General features: G+C 60.0%; 16 protein-coding genes. 11 read left to right on the plus strand and 5 right to left on the minus strand.

The window, feature by feature from the left end; all coding sequences use genetic code 11:
• Positions 1 to 764 precede the first annotated feature (764 nt).
• Complete coding sequence (locus tag GA0061098_RS05505) at positions 765 to 1439, plus strand: redoxin domain-containing protein (protein ID WP_091954528.1); 675 nt, start codon at positions 765 to 767, stop codon at positions 1437 to 1439.
• A 116-nt stretch (positions 1440 to 1555) separates the two neighbouring features.
• On the opposite strand, the gene GA0061098_RS05510 is transcribed toward GA0061098_RS05505, so the two are convergent.
• Positions 1556 to 2596, minus strand: coding sequence for a LysR family transcriptional regulator (locus GA0061098_RS05510; protein WP_091955223.1), 1041 nt, complete (start codon positions 2594 to 2596; stop codon positions 1556 to 1558).
• 492 nt (positions 2597 to 3088) lie between these two features.
• Between GA0061098_RS05510 and GA0061098_RS05515 the strand changes: the two genes are divergently transcribed.
• From GA0061098_RS05515 to GA0061098_RS05550, 8 genes are all read left to right on the plus strand, one after another.
• Positions 3089 to 4045, plus strand: a complete 957-nt coding sequence (locus GA0061098_RS05515) for a helix-turn-helix domain-containing protein (protein ID WP_165637174.1) — start codon at positions 3089 to 3091, stop codon at positions 4043 to 4045.
• A 1783-nt stretch (positions 4046 to 5828) separates the two neighbouring features.
• Complete coding sequence (locus GA0061098_RS05520) at positions 5829 to 6602, plus strand: heme ABC transporter permease (RefSeq protein WP_091955227.1); 774 nt, start codon at positions 5829 to 5831, stop codon at positions 6600 to 6602.
• A gap of 7 nt (positions 6603 to 6609) precedes the next feature.
• Positions 6610 to 6765: a heme exporter protein CcmD gene (gene ccmD / locus GA0061098_RS05525; protein WP_091954534.1), complete on the plus strand. Its 156-nt coding sequence runs from the start codon at positions 6610 to 6612 to the stop codon at positions 6763 to 6765.
• On the plus strand, positions 6762 to 7385 hold the full coding sequence (locus tag GA0061098_RS05530) for a DsbE family thiol:disulfide interchange protein (protein ID WP_091954537.1): 624 nt from the start codon (positions 6762 to 6764) through the stop codon (positions 7383 to 7385). Before ccmD ends, GA0061098_RS05530 begins: the two co-directional genes overlap by 4 nt.
• 151 nt (positions 7386 to 7536) lie before the next feature.
• A complete protein-coding gene (gene ccmI, locus GA0061098_RS05535) occupies positions 7537 to 8655 on the plus strand; it encodes a c-type cytochrome biogenesis protein CcmI (RefSeq protein WP_091955231.1) in 1119 nt (372 codons plus the stop codon).
• 3 nt (positions 8656 to 8658) lie between these two features.
• Positions 8659 to 9111, plus strand: a complete 453-nt coding sequence (gene ccmE / locus GA0061098_RS05540; protein WP_091954540.1) for a cytochrome c maturation protein CcmE — start codon at positions 8659 to 8661, stop codon at positions 9109 to 9111.
• A gap of 40 nt (positions 9112 to 9151) precedes the next feature.
• Entirely contained in the window at positions 9152 to 11149 is a 1998-nt protein-coding gene (locus GA0061098_RS05545; RefSeq protein WP_091954542.1) for a heme lyase CcmF/NrfE family subunit, read from the plus strand.
• The gene (locus tag GA0061098_RS05550; protein WP_091954543.1) at positions 11146 to 11622 is read left to right on the plus strand and encodes a cytochrome c-type biogenesis protein; all 477 of its coding nucleotides are present in this window, start codon (positions 11146 to 11148) and stop codon (positions 11620 to 11622) included. The genes GA0061098_RS05545 and GA0061098_RS05550 overlap by 4 nt, the downstream gene beginning before the upstream one ends.
• 98 nt (positions 11623 to 11720) lie before the next feature.
• Here GA0061098_RS05550 and ccmB read toward each other — a convergent pair whose 3' ends face one another.
• From ccmB to GA0061098_RS05570, 4 genes are all read right to left on the minus strand, one after another.
• The gene (gene ccmB, locus GA0061098_RS05555) at positions 11721 to 12383 is read right to left on the minus strand and encodes a heme exporter protein CcmB (protein ID WP_091955234.1); all 663 of its coding nucleotides are present in this window, start codon (positions 12381 to 12383) and stop codon (positions 11721 to 11723) included.
• A gap of 130 nt (positions 12384 to 12513) precedes the next feature.
• Entirely contained in the window at positions 12514 to 13140 is a 627-nt protein-coding gene (gene ccmA, locus GA0061098_RS05560; protein ID WP_091955238.1) for a heme ABC exporter ATP-binding protein CcmA, read from the minus strand.
• A 482-nt stretch (positions 13141 to 13622) separates the two neighbouring features.
• Complete coding sequence (gene hemA, locus GA0061098_RS05565; RefSeq protein WP_091954544.1) at positions 13623 to 14858, minus strand: 5-aminolevulinate synthase; 1236 nt, start codon at positions 14856 to 14858, stop codon at positions 13623 to 13625.
• Between the two features lie 536 nt (positions 14859 to 15394).
• Positions 15395 to 15781: a hypothetical protein gene (locus tag GA0061098_RS05570; RefSeq protein WP_091954545.1), complete on the minus strand. Its 387-nt coding sequence runs from the start codon at positions 15779 to 15781 to the stop codon at positions 15395 to 15397.
• Between the two features lie 849 nt (positions 15782 to 16630).
• On the opposite strand from GA0061098_RS05570, the gene GA0061098_RS05580 reads away from it, so the two are divergent.
• Both GA0061098_RS05580 and GA0061098_RS05585 read left to right on the plus strand, forming a co-directional pair.
• Positions 16631 to 17269: a cytochrome P460 family protein gene (locus tag GA0061098_RS05580; protein WP_091954548.1), complete on the plus strand. Its 639-nt coding sequence runs from the start codon at positions 16631 to 16633 to the stop codon at positions 17267 to 17269.
• An 11-nt stretch (positions 17270 to 17280) separates the two neighbouring features.
• Entirely contained in the window at positions 17281 to 17844 is a 564-nt protein-coding gene (locus tag GA0061098_RS05585; protein WP_091954549.1) for a cytochrome P460 family protein, read from the plus strand.
• Positions 17845 to 17890 lie beyond the last annotated feature (46 nt).

The raw sequence follows: 17890 nt of genomic DNA on the forward strand, positions 1-17890 counted from the left end.
AATCGAGCTCCATTCAGGATCGCATTCATCCATTCCGTTCCGCAATCGCGGTACCCGTGCTTTGGGAGCAGGGCGCCGCGTCAGGCCGAGCGGCAGCTTCCTTCCGAAAGCTGCTACAAGCGAGGCGAGGCGAGCCTGCCCTGCGACACGCAAGTCCTCAATTGCACTCGCGTTTGCACGTCTGACAGGAAGGGCAAAACGGGACTAGACTTTTGGCGGAGCAGGGCTGCGACTTTTGGATATGCCGGTTACGACCTATTTGGCTCGGAGCGTCACTTCGCAGTTCTGAAGCGCCGCGCACGCGAACCGAATTTGGTTAGGTCGGTCTCCCGGTTGCCATCTAAGTCCAGAAGGCTGGCCGCCGGTCCCGCCCCACAACGATTGTTCTTCCACTGCCTGTTACTCGGCCTGCAATATTGGCGCTGGCGCGTTGTGCAGCGACCAGCCTCGAAGGATAGTCATGGCGCAACCAGCTCGTCCAGCTCCATGCTTGGCTTCTGCCTCCTCATCGTATCGCTCGGTATGCAGGAGCCCCGGCGCATTGACTATAAGAGTCGTTCTGTCGTGACCGTCCTCGACGGAAGCGGCGCCTAGTGCTTCGTTTTCCCCCCGCACATCGCGATATTGGGGCCGCCGACTATTCCAAATGATTATTCGTCAACGATTACCATTCCAAAGTTGAATTTTCGTTTTCCAAAACGCACGGTCACCATGCAAGAAACATACGCGGACAGGTGCCGAGGGGGGTACCGGGGAGAACCAGAATGGGCGACGAAGTTTCGAAGGGACGCCCTGTCAGTACGCCGATGGACCCCTCCGCGGAGACCTTGAGTGGCTCTCGCACGCTGGACATCCGAACCGACCGGATGCTTTCATCATGGCTGCGACAGGCGGGCGTTCCTGACGGCGCCCTGAAGGTCAACGCACTTGCCCCCGATTTCCTTCTCCCCGAGGTAAATGGAAAGCTCGTTTCATCCTTGGAATTGCGACAAACTGCACCGTTGATCGTCACCTTCGTTTACGGGACTTGGTCCCCATTGTGCGCAGCTGGTCTACGCGCTCTTCACGGGGCCATCCCGAGTATCCGCGCTGCTGGCGCCAGAGCAATTGCCATAACGCCCGACACTGGAGACTTGCTACGCAATTTCAAACGCGATCGCCGACTGGATCTGGAAATCCTCTCCGACCTAGATCTCGGGGTGAGCCTTTCGTTCGGCCTGTTGTCCGTGGTGCCGGCGGACATAAAGAGTCATCTTTTGCGGCGGGGACTTGATCTCTGCGCTCCCCATGGCTTCTCCTTTTGGTTGTTGCCGATGCCGGCCACCTATGTACTCGACCAACGAGGATTCATACGTCGAGCGTGTGTCGGCCCGGACTCCATCACGGGAGCGAAGACCGAAACCGTGCTTGCTGCCCTGTCCGAAATTGGAGGGGCCTAAGCCTCGCCCTTCGAGCCTGACCGGAATAAGACGAGTCAATTCAAGAGGCTACGCAGGGGCGACTGCAACTGCATCACGGCCCGGCTTATCCTGGCCATCCACGACTTCGCGTCACTTCAGCAACGACGGCTGGATGCCGGTGACAAGCTCGGGCATGAAGAGGCGGGACCGGGGCCCGTGATTTTGATCAAGGAGCCTGCACCTTGTGCATCAGCCTTGCGAACATTGTCCTTGTTCGAGGCAGGGGCAGATGCGCAGCGGAATTTGTCCAGCGCACTCGTCCAGTCGCGAACACGAGCAACCTTGATGAAGGCGTCAAGCGCCGGCGAATACTGCCTCCCCGCCACGGCCAAAAGCTGGACCTCGCGCCGGACGGGGTCGCCCTCAATTGGGATAGCGGCGAGCGACGGCAGTCTGGGAGCGTGCTCTGGCGCCAGGATGGCCCCAAAACCGGCGAATGCCATTTGCTGAAGATGCCTTTCCTGATCGCTCCTGTGCACAACCTTAGGGCCTGGATGGTCGGCAAAACAAGCCTGCTTGAATCGGTCTGCGACGTCGCATCCGACCCTTTCGAGAAATACCAACTCATGCAAGTCTTGGAGCAGGATAACGGTTTGCCCGGCCATCGGATGTTTCCGAGACAAGATGAGCACGCAGCGCTCCTCGAACAGGCGCCAGCGGTCGATACGCTCAGGTAGCTCGATGGCGTCACCGACAAGTGCGGCGTTGATCTCGCCATCCAAAAGCATCGCAACGAGCCCGTTGGCATCGGCCTCGCGCAGATCGACTCGAAGATCAGGGATGATCCTGGCGAGCTCCAAGAGCAATTCCGTAATGAGTGCGGCGGAGACTGACGGCACCAGCCCGATCTTGAGCGGGGCGATTGTCTTCTTTTGATAGCCTCGTGCCTGGAGCCGTACGGCCTCTGCGGCGGCAAATATTTTCTCCAGCGTCGGCAAAATCATCTTGCCCAGTTCGGTGAGCTGGGTGAGGTGACGTTCACGGTGAATCAGCGCGCCACCAAGTTCTTGCTCCAGCTTTTGCACCGCCTTTGTCAGCGCCGGCTGCGTCACATTGCATTGCTCCGCAGCTCGCGTAAAATTTAGCGTCCTTGCTAGGGCTAAGAAATATCGCACCTGATAAAGCTGCAGCTGCATAGTCATACTCGAAAGATTTGCCGCGGTTTGGGCCGTTCGGTTCGTTGCCATAGTAGGCAGGGGCGATGATCAGGCGGTCGGTCGCGGAGCTTCCGAAGAAACAGGAATTGTGCGCCGGCTCGGACTTGCCGGCCCGCGTCTTGCTGAAAGCGTTCGCACAGAAGCTGTTTCCTATTGAGGTCGCGGTTGCGTAGTACATCGTACGCGAGACCAGTTTAATGTCAGGGTTTGCATTGGGATCGCCTCGGCCATCTGTCCATCAAGTGCTTTTGCTCATTTGGGGAGCTCCTAAGGCGTCAGTTCTGGACAGTTGAAATGAGGGCCGCGGGAAGCGCGGCACGCTCACGCTCGTCAAAGAGGTTCCCAACTTCCGCCCAGGCTGCTGGTCATTTCGAGCAGATGCGCATCGTCCTAGCCATAATACAGTACCAAGATTTGCAATTGTCCTGTCCCAAGACTAGGACATCAGCCCAATCCGGGGGTCCGAAACACATGTCCGATCGTCCAAATCTTGCATTGCTTCGATCCCATCTCGATGTGCTGATGGCAACTTTGGATGTCGACGTCATTGGGCTCATCGAGTGTTTGGTCAGCCCAGGTTGGCGCCTGTCATTCGGAAGCGCGGAAGCGCCGGCGATCCACTACAATCTTTCCGGGACCGGACGAATGGTCGTGGGTGGCTTCTCCGCATTTCCTCTGGTACCTCACACCCTTGTCATCACACCGGCCAAGAAGCCGTTTCACATCGAGGTCGATGACCGCACAGCGGCCAAGACAGTGAATGTGGTCGAAGCGCAATGGGATCCGCGCTTCGGCCAGCGAATCCAGCGATTCGTCGCCGGGGACGTCGACCCGATGGTCATGCTGATCTGCGGGTACTTTCGCGCTACCTACGGCTCGTCGATCGACCTCTTTGCAGGCCTATCCACGCCGATTGTCGAGCGCTTCGAACCCGCCGATGAACTGGGATCAAAGTTGCAGGCCGCGTTGGCAGAAATCAGCGGCCGGCAAGTTGGAATGCAGGCGATGACGACCGCCATCCTCAAGCAGGTGCTCGTCACGCTCCTCCGTCGCAGTCTGAATTCGACCAGCGTTTGGCTCGAACGCTTTTCTATCTTGAGTGACCGTCAAATCGCTCTTGCGTTCGCTGATATGCTGGCGCGGCCGTCGGCCGATCACTCCGTCATGGCCTTGGCGCAGAAGGCCGGCTTGAGCCGATCCGCATTCATGGCGCGCTTTGTGCGCACGATAGGATGTTCCCCAATGGTAGCGCTCCGGCAAATACGGATGAAGCGTGCAGCCGATATGCTCGCCGCGAGGACACTTTCGGTTGAGCAGATCGCGCGGGCGGTCGGTTACAGGAGCTACAGTAGCTTTCTCCGTGCCTTTCGCCAAGTGCATGGATACCTTCCGGGAGAATCTGAGGGTAATCGACAGAACTCCGATTAAAGAGACGGCGAGGTGGTGGCGGCAGCCGCAGCAGCCAACGCCGCCGCGATGCGATCGCGTCGATTTCCCTTATCCGGCGGTGACGGCACCGTCAGCAGCTCGCCTCGCGAGTTTCTGCCGGGGCAACCGAAATGCGTCGCCGAGCTGTCGCGGTCACAACATCGTTAGCCGCCTGCGCGACTTGTCTTGATTTAGGCGCGCGATCCTTTGTCACGAATTCGGTCATGGCCTCGAAAGCGGTTGGCCGATTAGCAACCGATGGCACCTGCATTGCGAAACCGAAATGACTGATTTGAAGTATGTGTGGACGTTCCCGTGTCCCGCGCTTCCTTTCGCTGCTTGAGACGCGGTCGCCCTCTAACTCCTGCCGTACTGGTCTTGATCGTAAACCTGCAGGATGCGGACAAACTCGGCCATGCTGGATCGATCCCGATTTTCGGTCATAGCCGCAACCTGAGTATTGAACGCGGGTCGGCTCCCTTGCCGGAAACGGATTAAGAGATGGGCGATGCTTATCATGGGGGGCTCTCCGCAGCTAACCGTGGAAGTAAACAGTAGTTACTGGAGCGGCAACACGCGGCTCGATCATGGGAAACACCGGTCGAGCGCTAAGTCGCCAAGATTGTGTTTGTAACGGCCTGCTCGCGAGCTGGTTTCGTTGCTTTTCACTCCGCTTCATTGGATAGCACCGAGCGCGCAGTTGTTGCCACTGTGCGCGGGTATGAAGTGACAGTACCGAGGTATAGGTCGACCCGACGTCGGTTCAATTCCATGTGGGTGCACGCGAAAAAAGGCCGCCTGCGTTGCCACAAGCGGCCCAAGTCTAGGGAGGAAACGCCCAAGGTGGGCAGCGATAGCGTGGGAGCGCTAACGCACGCGTTATAGATACGACGATAGTGATTGGCGGCTCAATTGAACGTAGGTACGGCTGGGGCATCCAAACAGAGTAACGGACCTATACGAAGATGGCGCTCGCCCTTTAAAGCGGAGCACTTCCGCGAGATGCACGCCGTCACTTCTCGTCGAGCATCGAGCGCGGCATTACCGCTACCTCGACGTCGCAGGACGACCCAATGGCGCGCGCCTCCCAATGTTTCCTATCGCTCTCTCGAATTGCTGTGCTGTCTGCAAGCGAGGATTTCGGACTCCAGTATGGAAAACGTAGCCGCTCCACTGATCTGCACGAGCGCCCCCACCGGGCGGCGACCAGCAACATGGCGATAGCCAGACCGACAGGTAATTTCACGATGGCTCCTTTGCTGCCCGCGCGCGGCACGGTGGCTCGGCGCAATAACTCCGATCCCTGTCGAGGCGGCCGGGCGTGCTCGGCCGGCCCAATGGAGCTCAGGATCGGACGCAGCCGACAAACTAGAAATTCACGTTGGATATGCATTATGTCGGTGGACTACGGGATTGTACTTTGTTGCGGTCAGCGCAGAAAGACTGCAGATCAGCGTGGACGACGCGAAACTGCTCGCCTCGATCCAAGGAAGAAAGCCTTGCGACGCCATCGCCTTCCGGCAGATTGCAAGCGAGCTGTTGTCGAGAGCACCGGTTACGATGATTGTTTGATCATGGGCGTCACCACGCGATGGGGATCTCGAATCTCCGGGCGCCTGCTGGGCATCAAATCAATAACTGACGGTAATTTGTGAATTCGTCTCCGGTGTGATGCGATACTCCTCGTCTTGCAGGCGCCCCAATGGCGGGGACTTTCGTCGCGAGCCGCAGTCGGGAGCGAGCAAATCCCGGCCTGCAGTTTGACTTCGAGGAGATCCGAGATTTGAAGCTGAACTTCACCGCGTACAGCAATCCTGGCAATTTCGTGCGTATCGCCGCAAAGCTGCTGCCTTGGCTTTGGGCTTCGACGGCGTTCGCCTTCGTACTTGGTCTGCTTGGAACATTCGCCGCGCCACCCGACTACCAGCAAGGCGAGACGGTGCGTATCATGTACATCCACGTCCCCGCCGCGTGGACAGCGATGCTTGCCTACACGTTCATGGCGGTGTCTGCGCTCGGATCCTTAGTGTGGCGTCATCCACTTTCCGATGCATCACAAAAGGCGGCTGCGCCGCTTGGCGCGGCTTTCACCTTCATTTGCCTCGCCACAGGCTCCCTCTGGGGTAAACCGATGTGGGGCGCATATTGGGTTTGGGACGCCCGGCTCACCTCCGTGTTGGTTCTGTTTCTGATCTATCTCGGTCTGATCGCGCTCTGGCAGACGATCGAGGACCCGAACAGGGCGGCACGAGCGGTGTCGATCATGACCTTGGTGGGGTTCATCAACATCCCGATCGTGAAGTTCTCGGTTGATTGGTGGAACACTCTCCACCAGCCGGCGTCGGTATTTCGGATGGAGGGCTCGGCGATTGCCGGCGCGATGTTATGGCCGCTAATCGTTATGGCGCTCGCATACACGCTGTTGTTCGTGGCTCTCCACGTGATGGCGGTCCGTAACGAGATCATGCGACGCCGAGTCCGGCGGTTTGCGATCACGATGGCGGCTGAGGGCGAACCTGCGATGGCTTGCATGCTGCCTGTCGAAATGACGTCCTGAGCAGATCATGATGCAGCATGGCGGATTCATCACAGCGACCTTTCTGGTGACGGGCACCGTACTAGCCGGGATGATCGCGGCGGTCCTCATCGATTATCGCGTTCAGCGCCGTACCTTGCGTCGCCTGCTACTTGGTCACTCCGATCCGCGCGGCCGCGTATGAGCAACATCCCATCTTCGATTCACCTCGCAGCGAGCGCCACGGCCCCCCGACGCGCACCAGCCCGCCTGTGGGTGATTATCCCGCTTCTAGTCTTCTTCGGAATTGCGGCATTACTCCTGGTGCGGCTCGGCGCCGGAGACCCGTCGCTCGTGCCCTCCGCTGTGATCGGCAAGCCGGCACCGCAGTTTGCGCTGGAGCCACTCGAGGGGCTTTCCACGTCTGGTCCACCTGGCTTGTCGAGAGCCGATCTGCGGAAGGGGCACGTGACAATCGTGAACGTGTTCGCATCATGGTGTGTCGAGTGCCGGCAGGAACAAGGGGCTCTGTTGGCGTTGGCGAGCGACCCGATGCTGCAGCGACAGGGGGTGAAGCTTACCGGCATCGTCTACAAAGACGATCCCAAGAACGCGCTAGCCTATCTCGCCGCCAACGGAAACCCGTTCGCACAGGTCGGCACTGACCGGTCCGGCCGAACGGGGATCGATTTCGGCGTCTATGGTGTCCCTGAGACCTATGTGGTCAAGGGCGATGGCACAATCGCCTACAAGCTGGTCGGCGGCATCTCGGACGCAAGCCGAACTGCTTTGATGGCCGCGGTTGCCAAGGCAGAGCGTCCATGACGACTGCCTTGCAAGTCCACTTACATTATTCAGGAGTGACCGATCGGACCATGGGAGCGGCGCACATAGAAGCGGTCCGATTTTCAAGGGCGGCGGATGTCCGAAAACCTGGTGCGCTACGTATTGGCGAAAACGGACGGAGGCCTTGAACGTGCTCTGGGCCGTCTTTGCAATGATGACCTTCGCGATCGCGCTCGCGCTGGCCCGGTCGCTCTCTGAGCGACGCGAGAGCTTTGGCGCTCAAGATTGCGACGTGGCCTTTTATCGCGGCCTTCTGGTCGAGGCGGATGATGACGTCCGCTGCGGACTCGTAGCGCCCGAGGATGCCATGGCGACGCGTGCCGAGATCGAACGCCGGCTGCTCGCCGCACTCGACTCCGCGTCAGAGAGCCGGCCGCGTGCGTGGCGGCGGTGGCAGCCGAGATGCGCTGCAGCGGTCTTGGCGATCGTCCTAGTGCTGCCGCTCGTCGCGCTCGCATCTTACCTCAAGGTCGGCGCTCCCAACCAGCCTGATATGCCGATCGCATCGAGGCGCACTGGTGAGAACTTCACTCTCGCTGCCGCGATTCCCGAAGTCGAAACGCGTCTCAAGGCCCACCCCAATGATGGCCGTGGGTTCCAGGTTGTCGCACCAATTTACCTGCGCATGGGGAGGTTTCAGGATGCGGCGCGTGCGTATAGGGCGTCGCTGCGGCTGCTCGGCGAGAATGCGGAGGAGCGTGCGTCTCTTGGGCAGGCCCTGACGATGGCTGCCGACGGCGTTGTCACTGCAGAAGCACGCGGTGCCATTGACCAAGCGCTCGTGGACGATCCCAAACAGCCTGTAGCCCGATTCTTCCAAGCGGTCGCAGTTGAGCAAGATGGCGACAAAGATCGGGCGAGACAACTTTGGGAAGCGTTGCAGGCCGATACGCCAGCCGGCGCTCCATGGATGGATGCCGTCCGCCAACACCTGGATAAGCTTTCTGACGCGACTCAATCGAACGCAGGAGGCCGCCAAGCCGGCCAAACCCGGACTGACATCGCAGCGCTTCCTCCGGAGCAGCGAGCAGACGCGATCCGCGGGATGGTGGGAGGGCTCGCCGAGAAGCTCTCGAAGAATGGCCATGACCTTCAGGGATGGCTGCAACTGATCAGGTCCTACGTCGTGTTAGGTGAACGCCAGAAGGCCGAGGCGGCCGTCGCAAGTGCACGCGCCCAGTTAGCAGGCGATGCGCAAGCGCCAGCGCGCATCAATGAACTCGTCAGTCAGCTTGGTTTGAGGGGGTAGACTTTGACCAGAAAGGGCAGGCGCCTCGCTATCATCAGCGCAGCAGGCTTCACATTGGCCATCGCGATAGGGCTCATCCTGTTTGCGTTGCGCGACAGTATCGTCTTCTTTTACGGGCCGACCGAGATGGCCGAAAAGGGGCCGCCGCGAGGTACCCGTCTGCGCATCGGCGGCCTGGTGAAACGTGGCTCACTTACCTATGGTGGATCGTCGACTGTCGTCTTCGCGGTGACCGACCTGAAGTATGACATCAAGGTCAGCTACACTGGATTGCTGCCGGATCTCTTTCGTGAAGGACAGGGCATCGTGGCCGAGGGCACTGTGGAGGGACCAGGCGTCTTTCATGCCGATACCGTGCTCGCCAAACACGACGAGCGATACATGCCCAAGGACGTAGCCGACAAACTCAAGCAACAAGGCATTGGGCAGAACGAAAAATCCGCGAGGGCCCAATAGCGCCGCCTTCCACGAACGTCACAGCCAATGGGACCGAAGGATGATCGTCGAAACCGGACATTACGCGCTCGCTCTGGCTCTCGCCGTCGCGCTGCTTCAGTCAGTTCTGCCGCTCTGGGGGAGCCGCAGTGGCGATTCTGCACTGACTTCCATTGCGGTGCCGGCTGCAATCACCCAGTTCCTGTTGTTGGGCTATGCCTTCGCGGCCCTGACTTACGCTCATGTGGCGTCCGACTTCAGTCTCGTGACAGTCGCCGAGAACTCGCTCACCACCAAACCACTTGTATACAAGATCGCCGGCGTCTGGGGCAATCACGAAGGATCGATGCTGCTTTGGGTTCTGATCCTCGCGGCCTTCGGTGCGGCAGTTGCGATTCTCGGTCGCGGCATGGCAAAGGAATTGCGCGCCAATACGCTAGCGGTCCAAGGCTGGATCTCCTTTGCCTTCCTCTGCTTCATCCTGTTCACCTCCGATCCCTTCGTGCGACGGTTTCCGGCGCCCTTCGAAGGCCAGGATCTCAATCCGCTGCTTCAAGACGCGGGCCTCGCGATACACCCACCGCTCCTTTACCTCGGTTATGTCGGCTCCTCGATCGTGTTCTCGTTCGCGGTGGCGGCGCTGATCAGCGGCCGACTAGACGCGGCCTGGGCCCGCTACGTTCGGCCTTGGATACTGATTGCCTGGATCTTTCTAACGCTTGGCATAGCCATGGGTTCGTACTGGGCCTATTACACCCTAGGCTGGGGCGGGTTCTGGTTTTGGGATCCGGTCGAAAACGCGTCGCTCATGCCCTGGCTTGCGGGTACCGCGCTCCTGCATTCGGCCGCCGTCATGGAGAAACGCGAAGCCCTCAAGATCTGGACACTGTTCCTGGCGATACTTACATTCTCACTATCGCTGCTCGGCACATTCCTGGTGCGTTCAGGGGTGTTGACCTCCGTTCATTCCTTTGCCAGCGACCCGACGCGTGGCGTCTTCATCCTGGCCATCCTGACCGTGTTCATCGGCGGTTCCCTCGCGCTTTATGCTTGGCGCGCGCCTTCGCTAAGCCAGCGCAGCATGTTCGCGCCCGTGTCACGCGAGAGCGCGCTCGCAGTCAACAACCTGCTGCTCACTGCCTGCTGCGCTACGGTCCTGACCGGCACGCTCTATCCGCTCGCGCTTGAGGCTCTGACCGGGGACAAGATCTCGGTCGGCGCACCGTTTTTCAATTTGACGCTCGGTCCGCTGGTAGCCTTGATCGTTCTGCTGATGCCGCTCGGTCAGTCGCTCGCCTGGAAGCGTGGCGACCTGCTCGGCGCGGCCCAGCGGGCGACGGTCGCAGCCTTGGGGGGCCTCGTGGTCGCCCTTGCGCTGGTTGCTATCATCCGAGGCGGCCCCGTCCTCACCGTGTTCGGACTCGGCCTTGCCGTCTACCTCATCGTAGGTTCGTTCGTCGATGTGATGTCGCGAATCTGGACACGTGGGCAGCCCATTCGGGTGATGCTGGCCCGCGCGGTCGGGCTACCGCGCTCCGCCTGGGGTGCGGCCATCGCTCACGCTGGCCTTGGCGTGGCACTTATGGGCTTGGCGGCGACCGGTTGGGGCGTGGAGCGGATCGCGACCGTCAAGCTAGGCCAGGGGATCGATCTCGGGCCCTATCAAGCCACTATCGAAAATATTCAATCGCGACAGGGCCCGAACTACTCCGAAGTCTTGGCCTATACAGTCATCAGCCGGGGCGGCGCGGCCGTGGCCACCGTCGAGCCCGCCAAGCGCAGTTTTCCCGTACGACAAACTACCGTCAGCGAGGCTGGCATCGTGACGCTGGGTTTTGGCCAGATCTACATTTCGCTTGGGGACCAGCACGCGGATGGTTCGATCAATGCGCGCATGTTCTGGAAGCCGCTTGTGACGGCCATCTGGATAGGCGGCGTCATCATGGCATTCGGAGGGATCGTATCGTTGTCTGATAGACGCCTCAGAATCGGCTTCGCGCGCCGCGCGGTTCGCGTCCGCGCCGCCGCAAACCCCGCAGCGCCGCAGCCCGCCGAATGACTTCGCTTCGTCGCATTCTTCTGCTTTTGATCGTACTCGCGAGCCTCGCGCCCAGCTTGGCAAGGGCGGTGCAGCCAGACGAGGTCCTGCCCAACCCGAAGCTTGAGGCGCGCGCGCGCGCTATTTCCGCCGGACTGCGCTGCCTGGTCTGCCAAAACCAGTCGATCGACGATTCGAACGCAGAGCTCGCGCGGGATCTCCGGCTGCTGGTGCGCGAACGCCTTAACCTCGGCGAGAGCGACGAACAGGTCCGCGCCTTTCTGGTAACGCGTTATGGGGACTTTATCCTGCTGAAACCACCGCTCGACTTGGAAACCGCCTTCCTCTGGGGAATGCCGGCTTTGGTGCTCGCAGCGGGCGGGATCGCTCTCCTGTTCGGATTGCGACGCCTGCAGCCCACGCCGGCGGCGCCCTTAAGCCAAGCCGAGCGGGATCGGCTCGCGGCTTTGTTAGACGCCGATACTCCGCTATAGGCATTGCCTGATGATCAAACCGTCTTGGCTTCGGAGGCGTGCGGAGTCGTTCCAGGACGGCGAGCTCCGAACCAAACGTTTTCCGCTCCATGCGCCTGTCATTCTGCCGCTCCGCGAAGTGCTGCGGCTGCGGCGATTGGGGCGAGGGCGACGGATGCAAGTCCGAGCGCGCAGAGGACCAGGAAGGGTGTCAGAAAGGGCACTGTGCCACTCTGCGCCGCGGAGACACCGAAGATCAGCACTGGTACGGCTAGCGGTACGACGAGGATCGAAAGCAGAAGACCGCCGCGCCGCAGCGTGACGGTAAGGGCTGCACCGATCGCTCCCAGGAAGGTGAAAGCTGGCGTACCCACCAACAAGGTCGCTGCCACCGCCCAGAGCGCCGAGCCATCCAAGTCCAACATCAGGCCAAACAATGGCGAGAGCAGAACGAGCGGTAGCCCCGTGACAAACCAGTGGGCCATGCACTTCACCAGAACAATGAGTTCTAGCGGCGTCGGCGACAGCAACATCTGGTCCAGCGAACCGTCCTCGTGATCCGCCTGGAACAGACGGTCAAGGCCCAATAGACTCGCGAGGAGCGCCGCGATCCACAGAATGGCTGGACCGATGCGTGACAGCAAGCGCAGGTCAGGTCCGATCGCGAAAGGCACAACCGTCACGAGACTGAGGAAGAAGACCAGGCCGAGAACCCCGCCTCCGCCGATGCGACGCGCCAGCATGACGTCGCGAAGAAAAACGACGAGGAGAATACGGATCATGGCCGCCATCCGGCGTCGCCATTGGGTCGAGATCGCTCCGGGGATATCGGAAGAGCGGCGTGACCTCTTCTCTCCCGACCTTCAGACAGACGGCTACGATGATGCCAACCGCCCCTCAACGGGACGACACTCACCTTGCTCCGAGCCTGACTTGGATAGTCCCCTGCAGACCGAGTGGTTCGTGGGTTGCGGCGAGCATCAATCCTCCGCTTCCGAGATGGCCGGCGACAATAGTCTTGAGCAAGGCGCGTGCGTGCCGGTCGAGCGCGGTTAGCGGCTCGTCGAGCAGCCATAGAGGGCGATCGGCAATCAGGAGCCGGGCCAATGCGACACGGCGACGCTGCCCCGCGGAAAGATAGCCAACAGGCAGATCGAGAACATGGGCTAACTCCAGACGGTCCAGCGCCTCTAACGGGGTTAGCCGACCTCGCCCCAAAATTCCCAGACCGATCTCGAGGTTTTCGCGGGCGGTCAACGCCGATTTCAGCCCGTCGAGATGACCCACGTAGTGGAGGCGCTCTGCCAAGGGCGCTGAATCCATGGCTTCGGACTCCACCAGTGACATGCGGCCGGATCCAAATGGCAAGAAACCGGCGATCGCGCGCAAAAGGGTGGATTTGCCCACGCCATTGGGACCCGTCACTTCGGCGAGTTCGCCCGAGCCCAGTTGCAAATACACTCCGCCGAACACCACGCGCTCGCCGCGCGCGACGGACAGATCCTCGATCAGGAGATGACACCGCTGCGTGATATCCATTCTCATTTCCGGTTGGCCGTTGTCTCGCTCGGATCGTTTTCGAACGTCGGGTTGGAGGGCTTATCGAAATGAACGATTCTGGATCGGCGTGTTCGAGCGAACGGCGGCGTCGTTGGGGAGAACCGCCCGAGAGGATGAGGAAGTTCAGTTCTTTGGGGCTGCCCACTAGGAGAATGTGAGCCCGATTGTGATTCTCGGCAGCAAGATCTGCCACGCGATGACCCATGCAACCTAGCTGCGTGATAGAAGGACTGGATTGGGTCGCGTCACCTCTTTTAATCGAAAGCGTGTCGAAAAGGGGCGGGTCTCCCCTCAAACGGCTTTCTTTGGTTGGTCCGTCGTCCCAACTTGGCTGCCTCGGCCGCAACTTGGGAGACGCGAGGCCTTCCCGGCGTGGTCCGCGCCCGCCGGGTAGCCAATGCCCCTTCGATGCACAATCTGGGGGGAGGCGGTTGCGAAGGGGGCGCTCCCAAGCACGGCTCTCAGGCAAGAGAGAGGGTGTCCCAAGTCTCAGCGAGCGCAGCTGCGAGTTCCACTATGTGGCTATCCCTGTGATATGGCGACGGCGTGATGCGCAGACGCTCGGTCCCGCGGGGAACGGTTGGATAGTTGATCGGCTGGATATAAATGGCGTGCCGCTCTAGAAGACGATCGGCTGCCGCCTTGCACAATTCCGCATCGCCGACAATCACAGGCACGATGTGGGTGTCGGTCGGGAAGACCGGAAGCCCGGCCGCTTTGAGCGCCCGCTTCGTTGCGGCGGCTTGCCGTTGGTGTGCTTCGCGCTCGGCAGACGAGTGCTTGAGGTAACGAACGGACGCACGGGCTGCGGCGGCAATCGGTGGAGGGAGTGCCGTCGTGAAGATGAAACCGGGCGCGAAGCTGCGCACCGCGTCGCAGATCGATCGCGACGCCGAGATATAGCCGCCAATGCAGCCGAAACCCTTGGCGAGGGTACCCTCGATCACGGTCACGCGGTGCATCACGCCATCACGCTCGCTGATCCCGCCACCGTGAGCGCCGTAGAGGCCAACCGCGTGCACCTCATCGAGGTAGGTCATCGCGCCATATCGGTCCGCAAGGTCGCAGATGGCGCCGATCGGCGCCACATCGCCATCCATCGAGTACACGGACTCGAACACGACAAGCTTGGGGCGGTCTCCTGCCTCGTGCAGCAACGACTCAAGGTGACCGAGATCGTTGTGGCGGAAAATCCGCTTTTCGCAATTTGATTGGCGGATGCCTTCGATAATCGAATTGTGGTTGAATGCATCAGATAAGACCACGCAGTCTGGGATCAGCTTACCGATCGTCGAGATGCTGGCCTGGTTCGATATGTAGCCGGAGGTGAAGACGAGGCTCGCTTCCTTGCCGTGCAGATCGGCCAGCTCGCCCTCTAAATCAACCAAGGGCGAATTGTTTCCGGCGATGTTGCGCGTTCCACCCGCTCCGGCGCCGCAGCGGTGTGCCGTAGCGCTCAGTGCGCTCACGACCTCCGGATGCTGTCCCATGCCGAGATAGTCATTCGAGCACCAAACCGTGATCTCCGTAACGGTTCCGTCAGACCGGCGCCATTTGGCGGCTGGGAAGCGGCCGGAGATGCGTTCGATGTCGGTGAAGACGCGATAACGCTGCTCCCCGTGCAGGCGCTCCAGACAGCCGTGGAAATGACGTTCGTACGCTTCGGCCGCACAATTGTGATCGTCCGTAGAGAACATCCCGTTGGGTGACGTCGATGCTCTTTGCTCCGGCACCATGTCCACACACGAACGTTCGTTACCGACGTTTTTGTGCGGCTGTTGCCTTGCTTGCCACCTCGCTGACACGTCCAGATCGTCCATCTCAATCTCTCCTGACCGTCGCTTGACCGTAGCTCATCACGCATTCGCACTCGTCTTGGCTATAATTTGCATGACGTTCGGTTATGGTCGGGCGCCGCCTGAGCCAGCTCAAATATGGCCTTGTCTGGGTTCCTTCCGAAAACCCAGGCCCGTTCCGGTGCACTCAGCGAGGCCATCTCCATGATGGCGCCTGAATTGCAGGGCTGCAAACGAGGCATCGAGGTGTCTTGCGTGAGGTCCGAATGCAACCCGGCGACGCCGTGGCCGTTTTTTAAGAAATACGGTCCGCCTTTGCGCGGTGGCGAGCCGATGAGCAATCACGATTGTTGTGCGTTGGTCCGTCATGCGATCGAGCGTCTGCCGCCCCAGCCGTTCGCTCTCGGCGTGGAGCGCGGACGTCGCCTTACCCAACATCAGCGCCGTTGTGTCCTTCGATTGCGCGTAATAGCGAGGCGCTGGCGTTGGCCGACTGAGAGGTCACTCCGCGCTTGCCAACCATGTGCCGTATTCTTCTCGTGGCGGTGCGCTGTAAAGCAATCAGCCGTCGCTTCGGTCGCGACCTGCCGACCTGCGTCGAGCGAGGTCTCCGGCCGGACAAAGCAAATGTTCTCGGCTATGCTTCGGGAGAGGATAAACAGATCCTGAGACAAGAGGGCGAACCGCTGCCCGAGATTGAGGGGATCAAGCGTCGCGCGGACCGCCGCGGCGAAGCGGATCGCTTCAAATTCGTTCGAGCGAGTCCTTCTTGTCACGGCCCAGGTTTCGAACACTTCGAAAATGCGCACGGCGCCGAGATGCAAACGCCATCGCGGTCCGTCCTGGACGCCGAAGAAGCATCAGTCGGGCGAGATCGACTACACCTGCCGGATTAGCAAGATCGGCGATGGTTCGCGCGCACGGCGCTCTACGATTCCGCCCATATCATACTGACCAAGCCGCTCAAGGGCTGTTCGCAAATCACCGCGGAAGAGATGGGCGATTCGGATCGCCAAACGCTCCGGCATGTCCAAGGCCAACTTTGGGCTCGCCTGCCGATTGGCGGTGATCATGCATCGCATACTTACTGAAGGAGGCCCCCTTCCACGCTGCAGCAATCTGACGGGAGGCGCGCAACAGTTCGGGCAGGTCGCAGCACCAGCGCTTCTCGAAGTGAAGCGCCTTTGCCGCAACGATGGATCACGTTAGGCCGTGCGCTTCGCGGTGACGTGACAATGGCGCGGATTAGATTGGCCAGTGGCGGCCTTCTCCGATCCCGTGCAAAAACGGCACCCCGGCGAGCGGACAACGCAAAAATGGAATTGAGTGATCGAGGCCCGTTGCAGAAGCGAAGGATTTAAGGCGGCAATGGAAGCAGCTAGTGAGCGAGGCACGAAGCAGATTCGATCGGAAAACGGCTTTGACAGCGGTGTTGCCTGTCCGTGACGACCCGGCCGGAAAGCTGATGCCGCCAAGCCCTAGTCAATGCGGGGTACGTTGAGAGGGGCCAGAGGATGTCATTCCCGCCGGGTATCAATTGCATGCCCCTTCGTTGCTTTCGCACACAGGCACCCACGTCTAATCTGACTTGTGCGTAGTTGATGAGACCACCTGCGCACGAATGCCATCACTACCTCATTCGGTGAGATACAGCTGGTCAGAGGAGAGAGATCATGAGACGCACAGTATTAGCACTTTCCGCCATCCTTGGCGCTGGCGCTATGGCAACCGCCGTGTTCGCACAGCAACCACAGCTTCCGCCGCCCGACGATTGGCACGCCACCGGCCGCTATCTCCCTGAATACACGAAAGACGGCGACCTTGTTCTGCCAAAGAACTTTCACGAATGGGTTTATGTTGGTTCGCCACTAACGCCCAATTTTTTAAACCCGCCTCAAGCAAACTTCCCTGAATTTCATAACGTATATATCGAGCCTGGTTCTTACGATATCTACAAGAAAACGGGCGTCTTCCCCGAAGGAACAATCTTCGTGAAAGAACTTCAGCTCATGCAGCCCGCCACTCATCCGGATGGTTCGAGAACCGCGCCATCGGGGAAGGGATTCTTCCCGGGCGCCTTCAACGGTGCGGATGTGACTGTCAAGGACACCAAGAGATATAAGGAAACCGACGGCTGGGGCTATTACAACTTCAACCACTTTGAACCCAAGGCGGCCACCGCCAAAGTCCGGCCGATCGAGGAATGCGCCTATTGCCACATCGCAAGTGCGAAACGCGATGACGTATGGACGCAGTTCTACGCGTTGCTCGATCAGGTGCCGGTGCCGCCCGGCCAGACCATAAAGAAGTAGGGAGAACTGTGATGAAATTCCTCAGAAATGCGGCCGCGGCGTCCGTCATGGTCGTGACCGTCGGGTGCCTAGTCTCGCAGCCCGCAGTTAGCCAGCCCGCTCCTGCGCAGGAACAACTTGTTGATGCGGCAGGCAACATGCATATCCCGAAGAACTACCGAACCACCTACGAATTCCTCGGGAGCTGGTCTGTCGCAGGTGACAACGGTGCTAAGGAGATGCACGTCGTCTACGCTTCGCCAGGAACTGCGGCGGCCTATCGCGCGACGGGCAAATTCCCCGAACGTTCGATCCTGGTGAAGGAAGTTTATGGCGCGGCCACTTCGGATATGACGACTGGGACGGTCAGCCATCAAGAAATCCTCAAAGGGTGGTTCATGATGGTGAAGGACAGTAAGAACAGCCACCCCGATAATAAGTTGTGGGGCAATGGTTGGGGTTGGTCCTGGTTCGACGCGGGTGACCCGGTGAAAACGACCTCAACTAACTTTCGCTCAGATTGCCTAGGCTGCCACATCCCTGCCAAGGCGACTGATTGGATCTATGTGCAAGGCTATCCCGGACTGAAGAAGTGACGGATTGTTAGCCAACGCTCGCTTGAATGTTGCGTGGGTAAAGCCA

Source organism: Bradyrhizobium shewense (genome assembly GCF_900094605.1).
Lineage (GTDB): Bacteria > Pseudomonadota > Alphaproteobacteria > Rhizobiales > Xanthobacteraceae > Bradyrhizobium > Bradyrhizobium shewense.